The sequence below is a fragment of the Paenibacillus sp. S150 genome (assembly GCF_019352175.1).
Classification (GTDB): Bacteria; Bacillota; Bacilli; order Paenibacillales; family Paenibacillaceae; genus Paenibacillus_AQ.
In genome coordinates this window covers 1-23,821 of sequence record NZ_JACBYI010000024.1, presented here as the reverse complement: position 1 = coordinate 23,821, position 23,821 = coordinate 1, and the positions used below count along the sequence as shown (strand labels likewise).

Genomic DNA, 23,821 nt, shown 5'->3' with positions numbered 1-23,821 from the left:
TCGTACAAAAACAGGGGCTGTCCCTTTGAGCCCCTGCATTCTGCAATTACTTGCTGCTTGCGGCATAAGTTGCCGCGCTTTCCCCTGCAATTCGGCCTGAAGTCCAGGCAAAGCCGCTGGCAAGCCCTTCGTATGGCGGATAGCCCTGACCTTCGTAGTAACCGCCAGCGTTGGTACCGGCCGTATAAAGCCCTTTTATCGGATTATAATCATTATCAATGACTTCCAGCTTCTCGTCCACCTTGACGCCGCCAATTGTTCCAAGATTCACGGCCCGGCAATCAAAGGCATACAGATCTCCGGATTCCACGGTATATTTGAGCGATGCATTCGATTTATTGTAATCTGTATCTTTCTGATTGTTCACCATTTGATTGTAGCGGGAGACATTGGCCTCCAGATCCTTCGCGTCCATTCCGGAAGCTTCCGCCAGTTCAGCAATCGTGCTTCCTTTGAATGCCGTGCCGCTCGCAACAGCCTGATCTGCAAGTGCTGCAAAATCTTCGGCTTCCATGTTAGCTCCCGGCCCCGCTTTAGAAATCCGCATTGAAGTACCGGCTGTGTAGTCTTTCAGTGTGGCTGTGTCCACGACGATATAATACTTACCGCCCGCGGCATAAGCTGCATTCGCCCAATATGCCGTATCATAGACCACATCTTCATTTACAAACCGGCTTCCTGAGGCGTCCACCCACAACAGCGGAGACATCAACAGTTGAGTGAGGCTGGAACTCGAGAAGCCTGCCATATGTTCAGAGCCAGAGCTTTGCGCGACTGTCGACTCAGCCAATTGCGCGGCATGCAGCAGTGCTGTTGCATCCCAGGTAATGGCGCCCAACCCTTCCATCATTTCAAGTCCTTCGCCATTGTTCGGCATTCCCAGGCTATTCAGATATGCGCTGTTCATCACATTAGATACTTTCTCCGTATTAGCGCCGAACCCGCCCGTACAGATAATCGTGGCCTTCGCATTCACTGTTAGTGTACCGCCATCCTCTTTTGTGGCGGTAATCCCTGTAACCGTGCCGTCTTTGCTCTGGATGATTGACTTCAAACTTGTATTCAGCCTGAGGTCTGCGCCCATCTCATCCAGATGCTTATAAATATTTTCAAATGCGGCGGTTGTATCCTTATATTTATGATAGCTCTTATACTTGTATACATCGTCTTCATGGGCGAACTGAGTGGTCTCCTGCTGCAAGTAAAACTCCACGCCATACCCTTCCAGCCACTTGATCGTATCTGCCGAATTCCCGACAATGGCGCGTGTCAGCGGCCCGTTTGATAGATAGTGGTTAAATTCCAACAGACGGTTCACAGCCTCATCTACGGACAAATTCAGGCCTTCCGCCTTTTGCAGATCCGAATTAACGGCAAAGAAGCCGCTCGATAATTTCGTATTTCCGCCCACAGCCGCCGTCTTCTCAATAATCATGACACTGGCTCCTGTTTCGGCGGCGGCCAATGCCGCTCCTGTACCAGAACCTCCGGCTCCTACGACGACTACATCGACCGTTACGTCTTCATCAGTGCCATCCTTCACAACTTCTTTTGTCTTCCACGCCTCAACATCAACTCCGGCCTGTGCAAGTGCGGTTCCAACAGCCGCAATTACAGCCTTGCTTGTAGAGGAAGCACCGGAGACTGCATCTACATTAAGGCTCTGCGCTTCCACAATATTTTCGGCAAGCTTGGGTGCTGCCGCTCCTCCCACTGTCGGGGTATCATTGTCCGCATTCACATCAATGGCAGAGACAGAGCCGTCGGCCTCAACGGTTACATTGACCGTCACATCACCGCCAAAGCCGCTCTCTGTAGCTGTGTAAGTGCCCGGTTTTACCGAAGAATTGCTGGCCGGCTCGGTATTGTCATTTTGACATCCGGATAAAATCGTCAGGAATACAAGCAGCAGAACCATTAAGCATCGAATTTTTTTGTCTTTTATCATCGCTTTCAACATGACTCCCCCGTGAACTTTTATTTCATTTCCTTTCAATAAGAGGATCGTACCACACAATATTATCGAAAAATATGAGCGCCTATAAGCAAAAAAGTGGTTTATTTTAAGGCCTTCAAAGCGATAATGCCACCGACCATTTAGTGAAATTATTCACATACAAAAAAGCTCCTGGCGCTCTACCATAGAGAGATACTTCGGAAGGAGAGAAACACTGTGTTCGAAGCATTAGGGAGAGTCCGGCATCTGTTAGGAAGCCAGAACACCAAGTTATTTCATTTTGACCAAACATTCAATCGTTATGCCATCGACCCGTCTATCTTTAAGCCAAGCAGCGGGCGTCTTACTGCCGTCGAAATACTTCCCAAGGACGGAATTCCTGTTCATTGCAGTAGCAGCTTTTTAACCATCCTCTATTGCGGGGGAAAATGCACAATTGAACTATCTGACGCTGTAATTAACTGTTTTGCGGGAAACATCATTCTTTTCAGGGATGGATGCCGATTTGTCGTGCAGCCTGAAACAGGTACAGAGGTCTACATTGCTTATTATGACAAAGAGCTCTTCGATTCGTTGTTTCATTCTCAGATTGCCGATCTTCCCCTCATTTATGACTTCTTTCATCTGGAAGATTGCAATGATGAGTTCCTGTATTTTGATTGCAATATGAACATGAAGATTAACCACTCCATTCAAGCTTTGCTTCTGGAGCTTTGTGAGAATAATTACTATTCCGAGAAGACGATCCGGTGTACGTCTATACTCCTTTTATCGAATCTGCACCTAATCCATCAAGGTAATCTTGTGATCAGCGAGTCCAGCATGATGAAGAAATACTTAATCGGCAGCATTCTGAAATATATGGCCGACAATTGTTCAATCGTCACGCTGAATAGCACAGCTGCCCACTTCAACTATCATCCGGCCTATTTTTCGGCTATGTTCAAACGATTAGCCAACACCACCTTTTCCAAAAAGGTCATGGAGCTCCGTATGGAGCGGGCGAGGCGCATGCTGGATTACACCAATTTGTCTGTTAAAGAAATTTGGCAGAGCACCGGCTTTGAGGAGCACAGTCATTTTCACCGCAGTTTCAAGGGAGCTTATGGGGTTACGCCTAACCAGTACCGGAAGAAGGTACAAAATGGGGAATAATTATACCGGAGATCAGCAGCACCCGATTATAGAAATACTCAAGTCTTGAACAAGTATTGGAGGAGTACTGCGCACCTAAATTTGCAGATATATTTATGGGTAGAGTTTTTTAAGCCTGATTCGAGCATCTTTGGCGGTAAACTGCCAGTTTAACGTGGCCAAGCGGAAACTTCATGGATCATCGCTTCCTTGGTTGAAATATACTCAGACAGACATTGACGGTTGAGAATACCGATTTCAGTTTCAGCATATTGAGCCAGCTTCCATGCTTTGGCGTATGATGGATCTCTAATTTGCCAGCAAGTCGTTTGCCTTCAGCGGGTTCAAACGCTTCGTAAATCGAGCCGATGCTATGCGTGTTCAAGTTGTCCATAATCAGGACAATTTTTTCGGCTTCCGGGTAGTGAACATCAACTAATGCTTGGATACAGGCCGCAAAATCTACCCGTGCTTGCGATTACCAAATTAAAGTCCCAATTTTAAACAAATACGTTTTCATTCGTGAGCAGCATAGACCTCATCTTGAAGAGATTGATGAAGATAAGAGTATGATTCCCTGCTCTACCATTACAATAAAAAATATGAAAAGCGGCAAAAATCAACCCAACGTTGCAAGCCCGTGAAAAGGTATTGAAGGACTTGGAAAACGTTGATAACGGCAACAGGAAGGCTTTCCGCTGGCTTTGAATTTAGTTACTATTTGTGACAAAAATTTCGCCCTACTTATGATACGGTTCACCGCGCTGTCTGTAACGGCAAGTTTTAGGGCCATCCTTTGCAGGATGGCCTCAGTCTATTTTGAAAGTAGTTCGAGAATATCCAAATTATTACTAACAGTAATTATCTTTTCCTTATACTCGCAATTCTCGATAAAAAGGGGAAGCTTTTTAAGGTTATATTCTCTATTCCACTCTAAAAGCTTCCGAATGCCTTCGAGAGTCTCGCGCTTTTTACTTGTTACAACTCCTGAAATGCGCTCTTCATACCTATTCCATATTCTTGCTTCTTGTACGAACAAGGGAGGCATTAGAACGATGATTTTGTCCGCAACTGAAAAGCTCGGATCTACCCACCCTCTATATACACCTTCTATGACCCATGAATAGCAACAGACAAGTTCTCTAAGTTTTTGATCCCTCTCTTCCTCTGGAACCCTTACTCCATAGTCATTCGATTTATTATCCCAAAAAATATCGTCTAAATCGAAATGAGGGATTTTGAGTTTTTGACTTAATAATGCTGATACAAATGATTTACCACTTCCTGAGCCACCTATGATATGTATTCTTATCCTACTCTCCTCCTATTTGCACGATTTCAATTTTACACAATTACACAGTACTCAAACCCGCATCAAATATAAATTCTTACATGTATCATATTCGCGACCCAGTAGCAAGCCCCCTTTTCCGAACACTTCTACGGAGAAAAGAGGAATGAACTAGAGGACGAGGCGGGAGACAACTTCCACAACCTTGCCGATGTCGAGTTGAATCGCGACGCTAAAGGAAGGGGAATAATGCCTGAAAGACCAAACAGAATCTAATGCTCTCCTTTAACTTAAGAACACGCCTTCGTTACAAATTACATCGCCGTTTATTACAATTGTTGGTTTCTGAATAACCAAATCAAAATGATAAGTTGATTCTATCGCTCCGCCATAGTTCTTGTTATGTCCAAATCCAAAATGGCACGTGCCTCTCGCTTGCTCCGATTCCATCAATTGTTCATTCCACAGAGCATTGGGATTGATGCCAATTCCGAATTCCGCAACAACATTCGAATTGATATCTCGATGCAAGTCCTGAAATACGTTTTGATGTTGAGGATCTTCGGTTTCTATTTCTCTCGTCTTTACCACTCGTCCACCATCAATCCAGAGAGTAAATGGTATTTTGGGCGGTGCCCAATAAGCACATGCATCAACGAATATCTTGCCTTTAGTTCTACTCTCGAATGGAGTACAGAATACTTCTCCATCCGTTTCCAACCAATTTCGTGGGTAGAGAGTAATGTCTGTCCCGCTCGCTGTAATAATGTTAATTTCGCGAGCACCCTTAACGTGAGTCAATAGCCAATTCTTAAATTGTTTTAATTCGGGATAATCAGCACCCAAAGTTCTTTTCAAGGTTATCCACGGGCATTAGCCAATCACAGTAGATATATTTCATTGGCTGTTTAAAACCCATATCTGGTCGTCCGAACGTATCGAACAAGAAGAATGCGTGTTCAGGTTGAAGTAAGCAAATGACCCCTGACTGACTGTTAACAAATTGACCTACTACATCCTGAAGAGTTAAGAATCCATGTTCAATCTTCGGGCTAAGGCGTACGAAATAGGTTTCAAAACCACATGCATCCAGATAAGCTTGCACTGATAGTCCGATTTGTTCTTTAGTCTCTGAAACGAGTACAAGGTACGTCATTGATGGAGGTATTGGAATCTGATCTATAATGTTTTGAGCGACACGTAATAAGCCATCCAATGGAGTTGCTCCCTTCTCATTATTTCAGTTTCATGATTTGCGTCAATCCTTTTACTAGTCTATTGCCGCATTTCTTCCCATTACTTAAAATCGCTACATGAAGATTTATGGACATATATCATATTCGTGAACTATTGCCAAGACCCCTTTTTGAGGGGGCACTTTCATTTCTTGGCTAGACCTTTCTACGTCCTGCTCATAGACTATTCTTGACCAAGAACAGTCTTACCTGAATGGACAAAACACCCGCTTCTCCAAACCGACCACCGAGGCAAATAAGGCTCAGCCAAATCACAGAAAATATTTCCTCCTTTGTTTGTCGGAATCTAACCGTTAACTCCTATTCCCTCTCTTCCCTTACCCGCTATTCGGGTAGGGATTTGCTTTTTCGCAAAGCCAAAAATCACAGGCAAATATTAATATATTGAACGCCAATAAATAGGAGGAGATTGAGATGGAAGAGGACTTTCACACAAATGAAAGCATGAGGAAACAACTGCTGGAATTTCTGGAGGGAACTTTTAATTACGACGGAACAGTATACCTTTTGGCAGTTTCAGCCAGAGAAAGTGCAGGGGATGAAGCAGCCTTGGAATCTCACTGGAGATTGAGAGTCGCGCTGACCTACAAGGAGAATGACATAGTTAATCCCTACTGGGACGGGACCGAGTTGGATATCGCTTTGGCCGGGGAGAACATTCGGCTGCTTGACGAAGTAGCCCTAGTAAATAAACCTCCAACCGTTGAGGGAAGCCCAAACGAGCTGGCCTTAGAATGGGTATCGGAGATTGCTCCGCCGTTGTGGATGTCGGATGAAGCCAGGAAAGCAGCAACAGCTATGGATGGTGATGAAGCAGCGAGAGTGGAAGAACGAATTGCAGACCAGAACTCAGAAGATCCTTTCGGAGATTATCTCGGCAAATAACAAGTTACTTGCTGGAGGCATTTTCTGAAGGATTTCTTACGAAGTAAACAACAGAAAGGAGAATAATATGATTACATTAAGCGAAAAAGAAAAGCGGACTATAGCCGCTATCGTTCAGGAACGTATCGACGAACATTTGGAGCGTTTCCCTTACGCCCGATACCCGGTAGAACCGCTAGAGGAGTGGTGCAAAATTTTCTCCGATCCGGCCTCTGTTCCCCCTGAGACGATTAAAAAGGCCCTCGGCTGGCACTTCGGGGGCTGGCAACGGCAAAGCCTTCCCCCTGCAGTGTCGCGCACGATTGCTGCCATTCTCAAAGGCTGGTCGGAGTTCTTGCCGCTGGTCTCAGCAGAACCGCAGGAGATTTTTAGTTCTGGCAGGGACAACTCCCAGATTGGAGCACCGGCTTTTCGGCAGCAGCCTTTCTGCTCCATCTTCAACGTCCGGACGATTTCGAACTTGTAGACCGCCACCGGATGGAAGCCATACGGAATCTGCTTCAGGAAAGCCTTCATTCTGAAAATGAGGCAAGCCTGAGTCTAGAGTTTACTGATTTGGAGGAGTACACATCCTTTTTCCGATCTATCATTCCCAAGTTACCTTATAAGGACGATTCACGGATCAAGCTCGACCGTTTCTTGAAGGCCTAGGAATGTGACCCAGCCCTAACCCCTGGGTCCGCATGCCGCAAATACAGGCTCCTACGAGCTTTTCTCTAAAAAACTTGCCCCTACTTATGATACGGTTCCCCCCGGTTTATCTTCACTGCACGATAAATCTGCTCCACCAGAACCAGGCGCATGAGCTGATGGGGCAGCGTCATGCGGCCGAAGCTCATGCGCTGCTGGGCGCGGCGCATTACCTCATCGGAGAGCCCGTGGCTCCCTCCGATGACGAAGACGACATGGCTCGTCCCGTAGGTGCCGAGCCGGTCGATCTCTCCGGCAAGCTCTTCCGAGCTCCAGAGCTTGCCGTCGATCGCGAGCGCAATAACATGCGCCTCGCTCTTGATGTGCGCGAGAATGCGCTCGCCCTCGCGCGCCTTCACAATACCGACCTCTGCTTCGCTCAGAGAGTCGGGTGCCTTCTCATCCGCCACCTCAATCATCTGGAACTTGAGGTATGGCGTCAGCCGCTTGGCATATTCTGCGATGCCGTTAGCCAAATACTTTTCCTTCAATTTGCCTACGCCGATAATCTGAATCAACATAAATTCCTCCTGTGCGTTACGCTTCTATGTACACCTGCGGCATTCGCTGAAAATCCGGAGAGCCCCTGAGTTTACCTTCGCCAAATCAAGAGGACTCCATAGTAGTGTCCGCAACTCAATCATCGCTATTCCATTATATAAACAGCAAAAGGACGTATCCGCTACGTCCTTTCTGCTTAATGTTATCCTCTATGTTCTACCACATTTCCGGTCAAAAATAAACCATCAGCCGTCTTGCTATTCCTATATCCTAGCCCTTCAGCCATCGGCTGGCCATCATTCTTAAGTTCAGCTTATATAACGAAACGACACGCTCATTCTTCTCCGTTACTTTGAATACTTTTCAATTTCGTTCCTGTAATTCCCTGCTTGGTAAAAGCGGTTAAGTGGTTGCTTTATTTCCTTAGGTATACTTGTAGAACTAATCGGGAGACGCAGTTCTTAAGCGTTTGATAGATTCGCATCAAATAGGAATAGCTCTACTAAATTAAACGGCTATAAATATATTGACTTTTCTTATAGTATCCTTTATTATTCGGTTTATCATAAATCCGACTAAATTACTGTGTATAATGCGGAAATTTGTCGAGGTAATGATTTAAGAAGTGAAATTGTCATCATAGCATTCAAAACTATATGGGGGTTGTATCGTATGAGAAAAGCAAGGGTCGGGTCTATTTTGTCGGCAGTGCTGTTACTGGCTTTTACTGTCGCATGCAGCAATAACACTTCATCCAACGTCAACAGCAGTTCTGCGGCACCATCGAATTCGCCAGCCGCTTCGGAAGCAGCAAAGGAGTATAAGGACGAGCTCAAAGTTGCGATTACGGCACAGCCGCCTACACTGGATCCCCCAACGACGGTTTCCGGCGCGGCGCTTGAAGTTGCCTTTAACTTATTTGAACAACTGTACACGCTGGATGCCAACTACGAGCCACAGCCGGTACTTGCGGAATCATATACGAAGAGCGAAGATGGCTTGACCTATACATTTAAGCTTCGTCAAGGTGTGAAGTTCCACAATGGCAAGGAGTTAACATCCGATGACGTGGTCGCCTCGATGAACCGCTGGCTGGTTACGTCTTCCAAGGCGAAGGTGCTGCTCGCAGATGCCAAGTTCTCAACCGTGGATTCAACCACTGCGGAGCTGAAGCTGGCGACGGTTAACCCTTACGTCATCATTCTCATCGCTTCGCAATCGCAATTCCCGGCGATTATGCCGAAGGAAGTTGTAGAAGCCGCTACGGCCGATGGCATTACGGAGTACATCGGAACAGGGCCTTACAAGCTCCAGGAATGGAAGAAAGACCAGTATATCCATTTGGTCCGTAACGACGATTATGTAGGGGTAGATAGCGAACCGAGCGGATTCTCCGGTCACAAAGACGCGGCAACGCCGAGTATCTACTACTACTTTGTCTCTGATAACGCTACGCGGGTTGCGGGTGTGAAGACCGGTGAATACGATATCGCCGAGAGCATCCCGAACGAGAGCTACGACGAACTCGCTTCCGACAGCAACGTAGCGTTGCATTCGAACACGGGCGGCGCACTTACCGCTTTCCTTAATACTAACGAAGGACCTCTCAAGAACGTCAAGGTCCGCCAAGCGATTCTACAGGCGTTGAACGATGATGAGATTATGCTGGCGAGCTTCGCTAAGCCGGATCTGTACACGTTGTCGCCGAGCTTCATGAACCCGAGTCAGACGCAGTGGGCAAGCACGTCCGGTGCTGAGTACTATAATCAGCAGAATCAGGACAAGGCTAAGGAACTGTTGAAGGAAGCCGGCTACAACGGCGAACAAATTACGCTGCTCACGACTCCGGACTACAGTGAGATGTATAATGCGACGCTGGTTATTCAGGAACAGCTTCGTCAAATCGGCTTTAATGTCGAGGTTGTAAGCTACGACTTCCCTACCTTCCTATCGACCAAAGACGACCATAGCAAATGGGATCTTTTCGTAGCCAGCACGGGCTATCAGTTAACGCCGCAGCAGCTTCTGGCCGTAACGCCAGGCTGGGCCGGATTGAACAACGATACGGTCAAACAATCGGTCGCTGCAATCAGCTCCCAAACATCACCTGAGGAAGCGAAAAAAGAGTGGGACAAGCTGCAGAGCTACCTGTATGAACAAGGGTTCGCAACAGTATTGGGTCAATATAAATCTGTCGTCGCTACGGCCGCGAGCATCGAAGGCTTCCAAGGATTTATCTTACCCGTTGTATGGAACACGAAAGCACCAAAATAAGCAAGTAATATGAAGGGGGCTGCAGATTACGGAAGTAACCTGGCAGCACTCCCTTTTTCACAATCGGGTAACAAGAGAGGGATTACAATTGCTGGCATATCTTGCGAAACGACTCTTATCCCTAATTCCCGTTCTGTTCGTCGTGACGATCGTTACCTTCCTACTCATTCACATTATGCCGGGGGATCCGGCGTCGACGCTGCTCGGGCTGGAGGCGACCAAAGAGGACGTCATATCATTCAACAAGCAGATGGGCTTCGATCGTCCCATCGTCGAACAATACACGGAATGGGCCATAAACCTGCTAAGGGGAAACTTGGGAGAATCGCTCTTCTTGCATCAGCCGGTAAGTGTGGCGATTGCAGAGCATATCGGCCCTACCTTCTCGCTAGCCGTGCTAGCGCAAATTATCGCCCTGCTTCTGGCAATCCCGTTCGGGATTTTCTCGGCATACAAGCGAGACACCATGTTAGATCACTTTCTGCGGGGAATCTCACTGCTCGGTATGGCCGTGCCGGGTTTCCTGCTGGCCTTGTTTCTGATGCTGTTCGTAGGCGTACGTCTACAATGGTTGCCGATTGCGGGCTACGAGCCGCTGTCTAGCGGCCTATGGGCACACTATCGATATTTGATTCTTCCGGGCGTATCGCTCGGGGCGATTCAAGCTGCGCTCATTACGCGAATGACCCGTTCATCAATGTTGGATATTCTGAATCTGAATTATATCAAGACGGCCCGTTCGAAGGGAATTCATGAGGCAAAGGTACTGGTGAAGCATGCTTTCCGCAATGCCTTTATTCCCGTCCTGACGGTCATAGGGCAGACGTTCGGAACGTTGGTTACCGGAGCGGTCATCGTGGAGACGATTTTCAACATTCCGGGTCTGGGACAGCTTGTCATTAATTCGATACAGAGAAGAGATTTCGCCGTCATTCAAGGCGTCGTACTGTCCGTTACGCTGATTTATGTCTTGATTAACTTGATTGTCGACTTACTATACGGTGTCGTAGATCCGCGAGTCCGTTTGGATCGCAAATAGGAGGAGAGCTTAGCGTGAACGTCATTCATGAGAAAGAACCCATTGCTCAGCTGAGCCGGCGGCTCCGCAAGGAGCAGAGGCTATTAACGTTCCTCCGCCTGCGATCCAATCATGCCTTGCTAATCGGGAGTATTATCCTAGCAATTCTTATCATTTTGGGCATCGTCGGTCCTCTGCTGACGCCGTACGATCCTTTTGCCATGAAGGTTGTAGACCGTCTTAAACCGCCAAGCGCCACCCATTGGTTCGGAACCGATGAATTCGGTAGAGACCTGCTGACCCGCGTGCTGTATGGAGCTCGCGTATCGATTAGTATCGGACTAGTCGTCACGCTACTGTCCTCGGTCTTAGGGCTTATCATCGGTATCTATGCCTCGTTCTACCGCACACTCGATCACATTCTCATGCGTATCTGCGACGGGCTAATCGCCTTCCCGGGAATTCTGCTCGCGATTGCGCTAATGGCGACGCTTGGAGCCTCGGTGCTGAACGTCATTATTGCGCTGACCGTCGTCTTCACGCCTAATATCGCGCGCATCATCCGCTCCACGGCACTGATTGTACGTGAGCAGACATATATTGAAGCGATGCACGCGCAGGGAGCCAGCCATTCTCGTATTCTGTGGCGGCACGTCGTACCGAATACCTTGTCACCGCTGCTCATCCAGGCCGCCTTCGTGTTTGCCGAAGCAATTCTGTCGGAGGCGGCACTAAGCTTCCTGGGCGCCGGAATCCCCGCGCCGGAACCAAGCTGGGGCAATATTCTTCAAGCAAGTAAACCAGTTATATCTAAGGCATGGTGGATGGTTGCCTTCCCAGGCAGCGCTCTGATACTGTCCGTCTTAAGCTTAAACCTGCTTGGTGACGGGCTGCGCGACCATCTGGATCCTCGAGCAAAGCGCAAACAGAAGAAAGCCTAACACCGGCGGGAGGGATTACAATGAATAAGCAGCCGCTGCTTGAGGTTAAACAGTTAAAAACGCATTTTCACAGTGACAGAAACAAGGTGACAGCGGTGAACGGCGTCTCCTTTAATATGCAGGATGGTGAGATTATTGGTATCGTTGGCGAATCCGGCTGCGGCAAGAGCGTTATGTCCCAGTCCATTATCCGGCTGCTTGACCATACGGATTCGGTGGAATACGAAGGAGAAGTTCTGCTGGACGGCGAGAATCTCCTTGCCTTGTCGGCAGCGAAGATGCGCAAGGTGCGCGGTGACAAAGTAGCGATTATTTTCCAAGACCCGCTCACTTCCCTAAACCCGGTATACACGATTGGCAATCAAATAGAAGAAGTTATTCGGCTACATAAGAAGGTATCCCGTAAGGAAGCGCGCCTCAGAACGATCGAATTGCTCCGCATGACCGGAATTCCTTCACCGGAGCGTCGTGCGGATGAGTATCCGCATCAATTGTCCGGCGGCATGCAGCAGCGTGTCATGATCGCAATGGCGCTCGCATGCGAGCCAAAGCTTCTAATTGCGGACGAGCCTACGACCGCGCTGGACGTGACAATTCAGGCGCAGATTCTCGAGTTGATCGCCCGGCTGAATCGGGAGTTAGGCATGGGCGTACTGTTCATTACACACGATCTTGGCGTCGTCAACGAGATCTGCACCAGCGTCAAGGTGATGTACTTAGGCCAGATTGTGGAGGAGATGGAGACTGACCGTCTGTTCGAATCCCCGCTTCATCCTTACACGCAAGGACTGATCCAATCGATCCCTAAGCCGGACGGTAATCGCCACGACGAACTGCATGTTATAGAAGGAACGGTTCCTTCACTCTCCCGAGTTCCGCGGGGCTGCGGCTTTTCGACTCGGTGTCCCTATGCGGATAAGAAGTGTCAGGAAGAGGAACCTCCGATGGAATCGGCGCACAGCAAGCACCTTGTGAAGTGCTGGCATTACGCTGCTATTCGCAGCAGGGAGAGGGGGCCGATTCACGATGTCGCAGGTAGAGAAGTCTCCTCTTCTTGAGGTCGTCTCGCTTGAGAAGAAATTTCCGGTTTACGGTTCGTTCGGCAAGCTCTTTGGCGCGAAGCAGCACGTACATGCGGTGATCGATGTGTCGTTTACGCTGTATGAAGGAGAAACGTATGGTCTGGTTGGCGAATCCGGCTCGGGCAAGAGCACGACAGGGCGGACAATTCTGGGACTAACGCCGCCGACCGGCGGACAGGTTCTCTATCGGAATCAAGATCTTGCGAAGCTGTCGCCCAAGGAGATGCGGAAGCTGCGCAAAGACATTCAGATTGTCTTCCAAGACCCGTACTCCTCGCTCAATCCGCGCAAACGGATCGGCGATATTCTAGACGAAGCATTGATTATTCATCAAATGGGTGGCAGCGCACAGCGCCGACAGGAAATTCACCGTATTTTAAGCGTAGTCGGGTTACAGCCGGAGCATTACTTCCGGTATCCCCATGAATTCTCAGGAGGCCAGCGCCAACGGCTGGGGCTGGCGAGAGCACTCATTCTGAATCCGAAGATCATTGTCTGCGATGAGCCGGTATCGGCGCTGGACGTATCGATTCAGGCGCAAATTCTTAACATGCTGAAGCAGCTGCAAAGCGAGCTGAAGCTGACTCTGTTATTCATTACCCATGACATTAGCGTCGTCCGCCATATCTCCGATCGAATCGGCATTATGTACCTCGGACGAATCGTAGAGGAAGCGCCGACAGACGAATTGTTCGCCAACCCGCTGCATCCGTATACTAAGGCGTTATTCTCGGCCGTGCCCAGCGTCTCCAAGCATAGCTTGAAGGAGCGGGTCATTCTGCGGGGAGAGATCCCTTCACCGCTGAATCCACCGTCCGGCTGCGTCTTCCATACGCGCTGTCCGCTAGCCACCGGGCGCTGCCAGGTAGAACTGCCCGTGCTCAGAGAAACCGCCAATCAGCATAAAACAGCTTGCCATCTAATTTAGAACAAGGGGCGTTCAACATGACAATCATTAAACGAGTAGAAGATCAGGATGAAATCTATAATGATGCAGGACTGCAGCTAATCGGCAGTCACCAGTTGAACGGTAATGGACTGAATCCGCGTGAGCTGCTCGAAGCCGCGCTTGGCCTGTGCGTATCCATCTCCATACAGAAAATTATGGACTATGACGGTATCACTTACGATAAAAATACGATTCGAGTGGAAGTCACTTCTGCCAAGCCCGAAGACAAAGCAAACCGCTTCTCGAACTTCTATGTTCGTGTAACGCTGCCACCGGGTCTGGAGCCGGCCTACAAAGAGAAGCTGAACAAGGTCACCGAGCGCGCATGCACCATCGGCAACACGCTTCGCCATGGCGCTATCGTGGAGACGGTTGAATTTGCTTCGCAAGACTAACAAGTGAGAGTCCCGGGGCTGTTTCTTCCGTACTGAACGGTTACCTTACTCCTTTATTAATTACAACTGCATACAGTTACCTTATTAATAAAATGATGACTCCATAAGTCGATTACCAACGAAAAGACAGGGCCAGTATTATTGGGAAGCCACTCTGAAAGTCACTACCTTTGAGGGAGCACATAACCCGCCCTACCGCTACTACACCATCACCTTCACTAGCTTGTTCTCAGAACAACCGAAGGTTCTAAACGTTCAGCGAACCCTCAAATCCTAGTCATCCCTTTTCCCCCGCAGGAGGCTTTTTGTAGCGACTATCTTAACAAGGTTGGTCAACCCAAACCTATGCCCTTTAAGAATTATTTACAGGCCCCTGCGAGTTTTTCTTCAAAAAACTTGCCCCTACTTATGATACAGTTCACCGCGCTGTCTGTAACGGCAAGTTAACGTTTTCGCATGTGCAACAATGTTGAAATGAGACTGGACCTTTTAATTTGATTCCATACGCAATAATGTTAAGAGATCATTGAAGATTCCAGGTGTTGTGAATACGACCTCTTCACCACTCCCTTGTAAATATGATTAGTATGAAATATCATACTATTGTACAGATTGTTTATCAAAGGAGAGATTCAGGATGCAGCATAAAAAAGAAAATAGTCATGGATTCGGGCACGGCAAAGTGCTGGGAACAACATCAATGGGTGAGCGGGGACAAATTGTTATTCCTAGAGAAGCAAGGGAAGAACTTGATATCAATCCAGGTGAGAAATTCATCGTTTTCGGGCATAAGCGCAAGGGGGCTGTAATTCTAGTCAAAGCTGAAATGTTCAACAAATTTGCGGATTTCTTCATGAGCGCCTCGAAAAAGTTTGAAAGTATGGCTCAAGCGATCTTTGATAAAAACACTGCTGTTTCAGATGATGAAGATGATGAACCTGTGGTAGATGAAAAAGAATGAGCGAATTCTTTAAATTGATGAAGGATGCCCGGTTCAGAAGAACCATGCGGATGATTTTTAAGTTCGCCTGGGATTTCTGGTGGCTGGGCAAGCAAAAGTATTTCATACCAAGACGGCATTTAGAAGCGAAAACAAAAGCCTTATATCGAAAGCAGGCAGCGTATTTTACGAAGACCGCCATGGATATGGGTGGATTAATTATCAAGCTTGGGCAGCATGTGAGTGCGCAGGTGGATATTTTGCCGAAGGAAGTTATTGAGGAATTATCCAAGCTGCAGGATTCCGTAGATTCCGTAGATTTTCCCGAGATCAGGCACAAGGTAGAGAGTGAACTCGGCGTATCCATTAGCGAGATTTTTGCAGAGTTTAATACGACTTCTATTGCAGCAGCTTCCTTGGGACAGGTACACCGGGCAACCTTACGAACAGGTGAAGAAGTCGCAGTGAAGGTGATGCGTCCCGGGGTCGAGGACATTATAGACATTGATTGGAAATCCATACAAGTTGCTATTTCGTTATTGAAACGCCAGACGAAGATTGCAGATTTCATGGACCTCGATGCTGTGTATGATGAGTTTCACGATACCGTTATGGATGAGCTCGATTATGAGCAAGAGGGGCGGAATGCAGAAGAATTCCAGCTGCAGCTTATCCATCGGGATGATGTTGTCGTTCCAGCCATTCATTGGTCCTATACAACTTCCAAAGTGCTAACCATGGAGTTCTTGGAGGGTGTAAAAATCAACAATTTTGCCCAGCTTGATGCCTGGGGTGTAGACCGGACCCAATTAGCGAAGTCACTGATAGAAATTTTCGTAGAACAGATTTTATTAGAAGGTTTCTTTCACGCAGACCCGCATCCGGGCAATGTTCTCGTGCAGCCTGACGGCACCATAGCCTTAATCGATTTTGGAATGGTCGGACGCATTGCCGAGGATATGAAGGAGCAGATGATCGCGCTTCTAATGGCCGTGTATTTAAAAGATGCCCACGGCGCCATCGATGCCCTTACCCGTTTGAGATTTTTAAGACGGAATGTAGATTTAGATGTATTCTCAAGGAATCTTACGTTATTATTTGAACAAATAAACGGCGATACGTTTGATTTGAGTTTTGTGACGTCAGGTGACAATGTAGAAGAGTTACGTGATTTCCTCTATTCTCAGCCCTTTCAGTTACCTGCAAATACAACATTTTTGGGAAAAGCACTGGGCACGGTGTATGGACTTTGTACTGGACTGGACCCTGAGCTTGATTTGATTGGGACCGTTAAGCCTTATGTCGAAGAGGTTATGCGTGGCGATCTACTCGGAAGTGCCTTCTCCAAAGTTGTAGATGAAGGCAAGAACCTTCTAAAAGGAATCCTTCCTACGACAAAGAAGTTCATTTCTGCAGTAGATAAAATGGATAGCGGAAATTTACGGGTAAAGTTATCGAGTTCCTTTGAGAAAAAATTGATAGAAACGCAAAATAAGAATACAGGGCGGATTATTGCCACAATCATTGGAGCGGTATTCCTTCTGACTGCTGCAAACATGTGGAATGAAATGAGTCATATCGTTTCTTATGTGCTCGGCGCTTTGGGGTTGCTCATTATGCTCGGCCAACTCAAAACGAGAGAAAGCCGCCGTGAAGTAAGACATGCAAGGCAGATGAGGACCATGCGTGAACAGAGCAGATTAGAAAAGCCGAAGTCCTAGCACTAGCAAAACGCACAAGCCAATGGCTTGTGCGTTTTGCTTTGCTTCATAATAATTACATTTTTAGCCACACGTATCTTCTCATCATTGGCCTCACGGAGCATACCTTCGATGTCCTGAATATCGCTTTCTTGTTTAAAAAATTATATTCACAGGCATTTGCAGAATCGCATTCATTTAATCAGTAATTTTTTCAAGCTCAAAAATAGTTGCCTCTGATAACAAGATAAGCCTATCGTTATTAACAACAAAAAAACTTACACTTACAGGTATTCTAATTTTTGTAGAAGGGTCACTTATATTTTGATGAAAAAGAATCTTTTTTGATTATAATTTCATCTCCGATAAATTTTTGCCCTGTTGGATATTCAGAAGCGTCATTATATGAATTTGCAAATCCTAAAAGCTTCTCAACTCTCCAAGTTCCATAGAAATATTTTTCAGCTTCACTATCCAAATTTATACTTTCTGAATCACAATATTCGGATGTGTTTTTTGGAATAATAGACTCATCCGTTGCAGGTTTAGGCTCACTAGAAGAATTTGGATTTGATGTCATTTCAACATTTCCACAAGCCGATACTAGCATCAACATTATCATAATACAAACCAATAATATTTTTTCCATATTTCACACTCTCACTATAAAGTTATGTTTTCGCCTGTTTACTCGCTTGCTAACTGGCAGATTTGCTCAATAAACCGGAAGTTGAGTAATAATAAATCCTAGCCGTTGCGACAATCTACCTTCAGTTTAAACTTGATTCACTACCATCAGGCATGTTTAAAAACCCGAGCAACATTTACTCCGGATTCAGAGCAGCCAAAGCCTATCGGCATTTCAATATTAGGTGTGCCGGAGGGTATGGCAAGTGAGGTGTTCTATCTTTGTACGTTCTCGATATTTTTCAATTATGTGCTGAACACCACGGACCGACATTTTTGTAGAGCGCTGAGAAGAAAATATTATTATACTCATTATTTTCGCTCAGACGCATTTTATTAGAAAAAGTTTCATAATATTTAATTTTTTACATAAAATACATTTTTCCAAGACATAACAAACCATTTATTATATGTTGGGATTTTTACAAATAAAGATTAGTAAGCGTTACAGTTATCTAGACATACCTCGAAGACATGGGATCCTGATCGTTCATCTGTTTTACAGTGTAATGATTTGATATCCCTCACCGATTAGCGTCGATATACTGGCATGCCCATCTTTATCATGCGCTCTTAAGCGGCTCGGAACGATTTACTTGTTTTGAAACACATCAACCGCTCCATTAATCAAAGGATGTACTTTGATGTCGTAATCAACATTAATTCTCATATTTTCCCAATGTTTCAACCATTGCTCATTCGTTATTTCTTTAGAAAACGCCTTAAGCGAATGGGTTCCGACCTCTAAGGGATCGACTTTCCAACGTTGCATTCTTTTTAATAAATCTGACGTTTGTTCCTCAAGGTAGACCTCAATTTTATGAATTAAATGTTCCAATTGTTCCTCACTTTGAATATTCAATTCTCCCTGGTATTCCTCAATTCTTCCTTTCAATCCCACATGTAAAGACAAGGATGAATAGTCCCTCGATAGTTTCATGCGAACATTGGATCGAATACGTCCTAAACTGATAGATAACTTTGGAATGGCCAAGACTTTTAGGAAATGATCGTTATCCAGAAGTTGAAAAATATTATCGTCCACGTCTTGAATGACCATTACTTCTTTATCGTTTTGGAAGATGGCTGTTCCTACGTAATTGAAATTGTTCTTATCCGAATGAAAAACCGGCAGGATCGGATCCTTAAAAGGGGAATATACCTTCTTCATGAATTTATGAATATTGACGATGCTCATTTCACCTTGATTATGCTCCTCGTAATGCTTTAACATCCGATAAAGAAAATAATCTTGGTTTTCTTGCTCCGTCAATTGATTTTTTATGTATTCATCAAAATTGCCTCTGACAATCAACAAATAGACACGCATTGAAATATCGGGATCAACCAGTATGGTATTGATCAGCTTTTCAATGCCTCCTTTTTTTGCCAGCTCCTCATTAATTAATAACATTCGCAGCTGCCCCTGCTTTAATTCCCGATAATAAATTAAATTAAACTTCTGGTCTCCCTGCTTTAACAGATCAACTTCCTTGGAGAGAAGACGTTTTTTTTCTTGGATGAGCGGTGGTACTAAAGTGCTGATTTCCAACTTTCCTTCCGTCCCCTTGTCAACCGACCAGAAAACTACCGGAGCAATCTCTTCGATTTTATTGTTCTCGACATATGGAGAAGAACAGCCGGCCATCCACATAAGGCTTACAATCGCCAATAAACCATAGTGCTTGTATGGTACCATGCCTACATACTCTCCTTTCGTTTAACTGCAGTGAAAAGGATCGTAGGAATAAGTAAATAAATGCATGAGCCGATCCAGATTTGAAGGTTCAGTAACATCTTTTGACCCGGAACCGTTTGCCATAACCATTGATCCATTAAGATGATGCTTATCAAAATGACGAACCAACTCGACAATAATCCGATCCGAGTCGTGCGTTCTTTCATTTTTCTCATAAAGACTCTTCCGGCTCCATAAAAACATAACAGAAGAATTGAAATGTCAAACACATAATTAAACATATGGAAAGAGATAAGGATGTAATCGATTCGTTCTAAACCGCTCGTTTGAATGTAGCTTCCCATATATCCTATCGGAAAATCGATCTTGCGTAAGTAGTACGAACCGTAAAACAATACCGAAGCAACGAACAATAATAAATATTCCATGATCGACAGCATGTTTCCAATGACCAGGTATTTCGATATTTTTTTATTGGAGCTTAACCATGGAACCATAAAAGCCAAATATACCGGACCGGAAAATGCCGACCAAATAAACAACAAACCTTGCCATGATTGTCCTGACCATTCGGTGGGTATGAGAGGATACAAATCGCGGTAATTTGTATCCGGTTGAAAGAAAAAAGGAATAAACAGGACTGCGATCCAAGCCCCGCAAAGAAAGGCGATGACGACAAAACGCAATGTATTCTCCATTCCATGTGAAGCCACATATAAGCTGATCAAAAGAATGATTAGAATCAGCCACCTTTTATCCATAGATGGAAAAATAAAACTATGGAGCATTTCAACGTATCCCAGTGTTATGATTGAAATTTTTAACAATATTATCAAAAATCCAAGTATTGCGAAAACTTGAACCGTCCGTTTCCCGAAAAGCTGTAAAAATCCTTGATAGCCTTTCGCTGCATAACTGGAAGTAAACCATTTGGACATCATCATCAAATTAAGTTGGGACAGTAGCCCCATCACGACAATTCCCCAAACCATATACGAATGAACCAAATAAACCGGCATGATTAAAATAAAATAATGCATTTGCATGCGGTTCACTAAGAGAAGGAAATAGATACCGCCAAGAGTGGAAGTTCGCTTATATAAGGATAAACTCTTCACTTCTTCATCTCCTGTCGCCATTTCCGTAGTGGTTTTAGATATTTCGGACGAGTTTTCATCCAAATTAAAGGGCCGCGGATAAAGAGGTCATTCCAATCCTTTCCATAAAAAGGAGCAATCGGTGCTAAATAAGGTTGACCTAATGACGTTAATGCATGGAGATGTGCAAGAATCCCGATTAGCCCGATCACGATTCCCGGCAACCCAAGAAACGATGCAAGGATAAGAAGAAGAATTTGCATCAGCACCATGGATTTTGTAACTTGATAATTGGGAACTAAAAAGAAAGCAATAGCGGATATACCCATCAACACTATCAATACTTTACTTGCAAAGCCTGCTTCTACAGCAGCTTGTCCAATGACGATACCACCGATAACCCCTAAAGTTTGACTGGTTTTGGTCGGCATTCGTAAACTTGCTTCTTTGATGATTTCCAGCGTTACGATCATGAAAAATCCTTCCGCAAACGGAGTAAAGGGCAATTTGCCTCTCGATTCCAATAATACGTAAAGAAGCGGCAGCGGAACCATTTGGTAATGAAATGTCGTTAACGCAACATAAAAAGGAATCATCGTCAAAGAAACAATAAAACTTCCGTACCGGATTAAACGTAAAAAACTGGCTACCGGCCAACGAAGGAAGTAGTCTTCCGGAGATTGGAGTAGATGGAAAAAAGTAATGGGGGCAATTAAAGCAAACGGTGAATTGGAAACCAATAGCGTCAGCTTTCCCTCACCTAAGGCGTAGGCACAGGCATCCGGCCGATCCGTTTGTAGAAACTGCGGAAAGACCGTATGGTTATGATCTTCAATAAAAGCTGCAAGCTGAGAGGAGTCTAAAAATTGATCGAAATCCACACTTTCAATTTTCTTTCTTGCAAGGGAAACAAATTCTGGATTAGTTAATCCGTCTATGTACAGTAACACAACTTTCGTTTTACTCAGTGAACCGATAGTAAAGCTTTCCGTTTTTAATGTAGTTATAGGCAAACGTCTGCGCAACATTGTAATGTTTTTATCGATTTGTTCACTGAAGCTGTCTTTCGCTCCATATATAACAGTTTCCGTTTGGGAAGGTTCAACTGCCCGACCAAGAGGGTTTTCCAGTTGGACGCCTAACCACTGATCGTTGACTGAATCGTTTAGAAGAATAAATCCTTGCATTATTTTTTGCTGAGCATCTTCGATCGATATAACTTCCGAAACTTTGGCATTGGTTATCCATGAAGAAAGCGAATTGCCGGCAGAACGATGAAGTGGCTGAATAATCGTCTCGTTTAAACGCTCTGGATCGATTAACGTTTTTATGTATAAAAGATGGACTGAGGCACTGGGACCCATTCTGTGCTCAACAATTTCTGCATCATCCATATGGTTTAATTTCTGTTTTAATTCATCAAGCCATGTGGACATTTGATGATTTTTCATTTGAGGGCCGTATTTTTCAACCATAGTCTTCTCCTTCATTAAAAAAATCAAAATCCTGCGGTTTTATCTTGCCCTGTAATGGAAAAATTATACGACCGGCCATTTGTATTTCAAACCGCATAACGTTGGACACTTTACCCTCTCAAAAGTTAGACTAAAGAGAGGAGAAAGAACGGCTATCAAACAACGATTCTATTGCACGGTTGAAGTGAAGAAGGATCTGGTGGGGTAGGTGACTTCCAGTTACCGGTTACCGGACGGCATCGAATTGGAGTTCGATGATAAAGTCAATTCGTGTTTTTTAAGAAAAGCCCCTTTCACCCAAACGGTAGCAGGGGCTTTTGCTTTTCCCAAGCAAAAGTTCAACGCTCCGTACACTATCGTCATCTGATGCCAAATAGGAGTAAGTCCCGTCCAGCTCTATGCCCTCAAATCACAGCATATCTCCTCTGTAGCAGGCTTTTTCACAGAAAGTTACTTAGTGTAAACCCTCACCATGCTAATCTTTTTCCACGCCTTTTACGCAGTTACCCACCAAAAAACTTGCCGCTACTTATGATACGGTTCACCGCGGTTTATCTTCACCGCCCGATACACCTGCTCCACCAGCACCAGCCGCATGAGCTGGTGGGACAGCGTCATGCGGCCGAAGCTCATGCGCTGCTGCGCGCGGCGCATCACCTCATCGGAGAGCCCGTGGCTCCCTCCGATGATGAAAACGACATGGCTCGTCCCGTAGGTGCCGAGCCTGTCGAGCTCCAGAGCTTGCCGTCGATCGCGAGCGCAATGACATGCGCGTCGCTCTTAATGTGCGCGAGGATGCGCTCGCCCTCGCGTGCCTTCACCTGGACACCTTGGCTTCGCTGAGATTGTCAGGTGCTTTCTCATCCGCCACCTCAATCATCGTAGGGCGTCAGCCGTTTGGCATACTCCGCGATGCCGAGGGTCAGGTACTTTTCCTTCAATTTGCCCACGCCGATAATTTGTATGAACATAATTCCTCCGTTACTATCTCTGTGTGATTCATCCATCCGATTATTATAACATCATCGGATAAGCCTTAGAACCTATCCCAAAATAAGTTACCGGGAATGAATGGATCGTATGCTTCTCCAAACGATCTGAGCGCAGGCGAGATGAAGTAAGACTTCATAGTTCCGTGTCTTCTTTCAAAGCGAACAACAGCCCGCATACCTTTTTTCTAAGTGTCCAGTCTATAGGTACGCTTGTAGCGGGCTTTTTTGCTTTTTGGGCTTATCCCCTTGTGTAGGTGCGGAGTGGGCAAGCTGAGCGTCCGGCAACTCCCTTCCCAACGCTTACTTCCACACTCATTCGCTTACTCTTTCTCGCTCGACTGTGTGAGATTATTCGCAAGAGTACTGCAGCGCGCCCCGAAATAACGGCAGAAATGCCGTTGTTGGGGCGGGGTTGGCCTGTTCACCCCGAAATAACGGCAGAAATGCCGTTATTGAAGCGGGGTTGGCCCGGGCGACCCGAATTAACGGCAGAAATGCCGTTGTTGGGGCGGGGTTGGCCCGGGCGACCTGAATTAACGGCAGAAATGCCGTTGTTGAGGCGGGGTTGGCCTGTTCACCCCGAATTAACGGCAGAAATGCCGTTGTTGAGGCGGGGTTGGCCCGGGCGACCCGAATTAACGGCAGAAATGCCGTTGTTGAGGCCTAACTGGCCCCGGCACCCCGAAATAACGGCAGAAATGCCGTTGTTGGGGCGGGGTTGGCCTGTTCACCCAGTAATTTTGCAAAGAACTTAACACAGTACAAGCAGGGGGGCAGCCTATTGGAAAAATATCAATATGGACTTGGGTTGGAGGCGGATTTGCATGGGGGGCAGCTCCAAAGGCCCAAAAAAGCCTT

At 46.0% G+C, this 23,821-nt stretch carries 21 protein-coding genes and 2 pseudogenes; 12 read left to right on the top strand and 11 right to left on the bottom strand.

Annotated features, from left to right (window positions below; all coding sequences use genetic code 11):
* Positions 1–46: 46 nt before the first annotated feature.
* Entirely contained in the window at positions 47–1,948 is a 1,902-nt protein-coding gene (locus HYD27_RS20120) for an FAD-dependent oxidoreductase (protein WP_219218122.1), read from the bottom strand.
* Positions 1,949–2,173: 225 nt separating this feature from the next.
* Here HYD27_RS20120 and HYD27_RS32750 point away from each other — a divergent pair, with 225 nt between their 5' ends.
* Positions 2,174–3,112, top strand: coding sequence for a helix-turn-helix transcriptional regulator (locus tag HYD27_RS32750; protein WP_219218120.1), 939 nt, complete (start codon positions 2,174–2,176; stop codon positions 3,110–3,112).
* A gap of 202 nt (positions 3,113–3,314) precedes the next feature.
* Here HYD27_RS32750 and HYD27_RS32975 read toward each other — a convergent pair.
* The 3 genes and pseudogenes from HYD27_RS32975 to HYD27_RS20100 all read right to left on the bottom strand — a co-directional run.
* Positions 3,315–3,545: pseudogene (locus HYD27_RS32975) on the bottom strand (transposase); the annotation flags it as partial.
* 1,122 nt (positions 3,546–4,667) lie between these two features.
* Positions 4,668–5,240, bottom strand: coding sequence for a 2,5-dihydroxypyridine 5,6-dioxygenase NicX family protein (locus tag HYD27_RS20105; protein ID WP_219218118.1), 573 nt, complete (start codon positions 5,238–5,240; stop codon positions 4,668–4,670).
* Entirely contained in the window at positions 5,218–5,598 is a 381-nt protein-coding gene (locus HYD27_RS20100; RefSeq protein ID WP_219218116.1) for a hypothetical protein, read from the bottom strand. The genes HYD27_RS20105 and HYD27_RS20100 overlap by 23 nt, the downstream gene beginning before the upstream one ends.
* A 454-nt stretch (positions 5,599–6,052) precedes the next feature.
* Between HYD27_RS20100 and HYD27_RS20095 the strand changes: the two genes are divergently transcribed.
* Together HYD27_RS20095 and HYD27_RS20090 are read left to right on the top strand one after the other, a co-directional pair.
* Positions 6,053–6,523 (top strand): hypothetical protein, encoded by a 471-nt coding sequence (locus HYD27_RS20095; protein ID WP_219218114.1) that lies wholly within the window; start codon positions 6,053–6,055, stop codon positions 6,521–6,523.
* Positions 6,524–6,590: 67 nt separating this feature from the next.
* Complete coding sequence (locus HYD27_RS20090) at positions 6,591–6,989, top strand: hypothetical protein (RefSeq protein ID WP_219218112.1); 399 nt, start codon at positions 6,591–6,593, stop codon at positions 6,987–6,989.
* Between the two features lie 265 nt (positions 6,990–7,254).
* Here the strand turns inward: HYD27_RS20090 and rlmH (HYD27_RS20085) are convergent, their stop codons facing one another.
* Positions 7,255–7,734: a 23S rRNA (pseudouridine(1915)-N(3))-methyltransferase RlmH gene (rlmH, locus tag HYD27_RS20085; protein WP_219218110.1), complete on the bottom strand. Its 480-nt coding sequence runs from the start codon at positions 7,732–7,734 to the stop codon at positions 7,255–7,257.
* Positions 7,735–8,386: 652 nt separating this feature from the next.
* Between rlmH (HYD27_RS20085) and HYD27_RS20080 the strand changes: the two genes are divergently transcribed.
* From HYD27_RS20080 to HYD27_RS20040, 9 genes are all read left to right on the top strand, one after another.
* Positions 8,387–9,988, top strand: coding sequence for an ABC transporter substrate-binding protein (locus HYD27_RS20080; RefSeq protein WP_219218108.1), 1,602 nt, complete (start codon positions 8,387–8,389; stop codon positions 9,986–9,988).
* 88 nt (positions 9,989–10,076) lie between these two features.
* The gene (locus HYD27_RS20075) at positions 10,077–11,027 is read left to right on the top strand and encodes an ABC transporter permease (protein WP_219218106.1); all 951 of its coding nucleotides are present in this window, start codon (positions 10,077–10,079) and stop codon (positions 11,025–11,027) included.
* A 14-nt stretch (positions 11,028–11,041) separates the two neighbouring features.
* A complete protein-coding gene (locus HYD27_RS20070; RefSeq protein WP_219218105.1) occupies positions 11,042–11,947 on the top strand; it encodes an ABC transporter permease in 906 nt (301 codons plus the stop codon).
* A 20-nt stretch (positions 11,948–11,967) separates the two neighbouring features.
* Positions 11,968–13,005 (top strand): ABC transporter ATP-binding protein, encoded by a 1,038-nt coding sequence (locus HYD27_RS20065; protein WP_219218103.1) that lies wholly within the window; start codon positions 11,968–11,970, stop codon positions 13,003–13,005.
* Complete coding sequence (locus HYD27_RS20060; protein ID WP_219218102.1) at positions 12,974–13,957, top strand: ABC transporter ATP-binding protein; 984 nt, start codon at positions 12,974–12,976, stop codon at positions 13,955–13,957. Before HYD27_RS20065 ends, HYD27_RS20060 begins: the two co-directional genes overlap by 32 nt.
* A gap of 17 nt (positions 13,958–13,974) precedes the next feature.
* Positions 13,975–14,373: an OsmC family protein gene (locus HYD27_RS20055; RefSeq protein WP_219218100.1), complete on the top strand. Its 399-nt coding sequence runs from the start codon at positions 13,975–13,977 to the stop codon at positions 14,371–14,373.
* A 103-nt stretch (positions 14,374–14,476) separates the two neighbouring features.
* The gene (locus tag HYD27_RS32970; protein WP_219218222.1) at positions 14,477–14,650 is read left to right on the top strand and encodes a DUF3888 domain-containing protein; all 174 of its coding nucleotides are present in this window, start codon (positions 14,477–14,479) and stop codon (positions 14,648–14,650) included.
* Between the two features lie 360 nt (positions 14,651–15,010).
* Positions 15,011–15,334, top strand: a complete 324-nt coding sequence (locus HYD27_RS20045; RefSeq protein WP_219218098.1) for an AbrB/MazE/SpoVT family DNA-binding domain-containing protein — start codon at positions 15,011–15,013, stop codon at positions 15,332–15,334.
* Positions 15,331–17,034, top strand: a complete 1,704-nt coding sequence (locus HYD27_RS20040; RefSeq protein WP_219218096.1) for an ABC1 kinase family protein — start codon at positions 15,331–15,333, stop codon at positions 17,032–17,034. The genes HYD27_RS20045 and HYD27_RS20040 overlap by 4 nt, the downstream gene beginning before the upstream one ends.
* Positions 17,035–17,326: 292 nt before the next feature.
* Here the strand turns inward: HYD27_RS20040 and HYD27_RS20035 are convergent, their stop codons facing one another.
* The 6 genes and pseudogenes from HYD27_RS20035 to rlmH (HYD27_RS20010) all read right to left on the bottom strand — a co-directional run bounded on the left by HYD27_RS20035 (position 17,327) and on the right by rlmH (HYD27_RS20010) (position 22,942).
* Positions 17,327–17,662, bottom strand: coding sequence for a hypothetical protein (locus HYD27_RS20035; RefSeq protein WP_228745226.1), 336 nt, complete (start codon positions 17,660–17,662; stop codon positions 17,327–17,329).
* A 219-nt stretch (positions 17,663–17,881) separates the two neighbouring features.
* On the bottom strand, positions 17,882–18,013 hold the full coding sequence (locus HYD27_RS32965; RefSeq protein ID WP_219218094.1) for a tyrosine-type recombinase/integrase: 132 nt from the start codon (positions 18,011–18,013) through the stop codon (positions 17,882–17,884).
* 279 nt (positions 18,014–18,292) lie between these two features.
* Positions 18,293–19,399, bottom strand: a complete 1,107-nt coding sequence (locus HYD27_RS20025) for a Ger(x)C family spore germination protein (protein WP_219218091.1) — start codon at positions 19,397–19,399, stop codon at positions 18,293–18,295.
* Positions 19,400–19,401: 2 nt separating this feature from the next.
* Positions 19,402–20,517 carry a GerAB/ArcD/ProY family transporter gene (locus HYD27_RS20020; RefSeq protein WP_219218090.1) on the bottom strand — a complete coding sequence of 372 codons (1,116 nt, stop codon included), beginning with the start codon at positions 20,515–20,517 and terminating at the stop codon, positions 19,402–19,404.
* The gene (locus tag HYD27_RS20015; RefSeq protein WP_219218088.1) at positions 20,514–21,971 is read right to left on the bottom strand and encodes a spore germination protein; all 1,458 of its coding nucleotides are present in this window, start codon (positions 21,969–21,971) and stop codon (positions 20,514–20,516) included. The genes HYD27_RS20020 and HYD27_RS20015 overlap by 4 nt, the downstream gene beginning before the upstream one ends.
* A 525-nt stretch (positions 21,972–22,496) precedes the next feature.
* Positions 22,497–22,942 (bottom strand): annotated as a pseudogene (gene rlmH / locus HYD27_RS20010) (23S rRNA (pseudouridine(1915)-N(3))-methyltransferase RlmH).
* Positions 22,943–23,821: the final 879 nt, after the last annotated feature.

Coding starts and splice junctions, on each gene's coding strand:
- HYD27_RS20120 (WP_219218122.1), bottom strand. CDS start 1,948: ATGATAAAAGACAAAAAAATTCGATGCTTAATGGTTCTGCTGCTTGTA.
- HYD27_RS20095 (WP_219218114.1), top strand. CDS start 6,053: ATGGAAGAGGACTTTCACACAAATGAAAGCATGAGGAAACAACTGCTG.
- HYD27_RS20090 (WP_219218112.1), top strand. CDS start 6,591: ATGATTACATTAAGCGAAAAAGAAAAGCGGACTATAGCCGCTATCGTT.
- rlmH (WP_219218110.1), bottom strand. CDS start 7,734: ATGTTGATTCAGATTATCGGCGTAGGCAAATTGAAGGAAAAGTATTTG.
- HYD27_RS20080 (WP_219218108.1), top strand. CDS start 8,387: ATGAGAAAAGCAAGGGTCGGGTCTATTTTGTCGGCAGTGCTGTTACTG.
- HYD27_RS20065 (WP_219218103.1), top strand. CDS start 11,968: ATGAATAAGCAGCCGCTGCTTGAGGTTAAACAGTTAAAAACGCATTTT.
- HYD27_RS20060 (WP_219218102.1), top strand. CDS start 12,974: ATGTCGCAGGTAGAGAAGTCTCCTCTTCTTGAGGTCGTCTCGCTTGAG.
- HYD27_RS20055 (WP_219218100.1), top strand. CDS start 13,975: ATGACAATCATTAAACGAGTAGAAGATCAGGATGAAATCTATAATGAT.
- HYD27_RS20045 (WP_219218098.1), top strand. CDS start 15,011: ATGCAGCATAAAAAAGAAAATAGTCATGGATTCGGGCACGGCAAAGTG.
- HYD27_RS20040 (WP_219218096.1), top strand. CDS start 15,331: ATGAGCGAATTCTTTAAATTGATGAAGGATGCCCGGTTCAGAAGAACC.
- HYD27_RS20035 (WP_228745226.1), bottom strand. CDS start 17,662: ATGGAAAAAATATTATTGGTTTGTATTATGATAATGTTGATGCTAGTA.
- HYD27_RS32965 (WP_219218094.1), bottom strand. CDS start 18,013: ATGAGTATAATAATATTTTCTTCTCAGCGCTCTACAAAAATGTCGGTC.
- HYD27_RS20025 (WP_219218091.1), bottom strand. CDS start 19,399: ATGGTACCATACAAGCACTATGGTTTATTGGCGATTGTAAGCCTTATG.
- HYD27_RS20015 (WP_219218088.1), bottom strand. CDS start 21,971: ATGGTTGAAAAATACGGCCCTCAAATGAAAAATCATCAAATGTCCACA.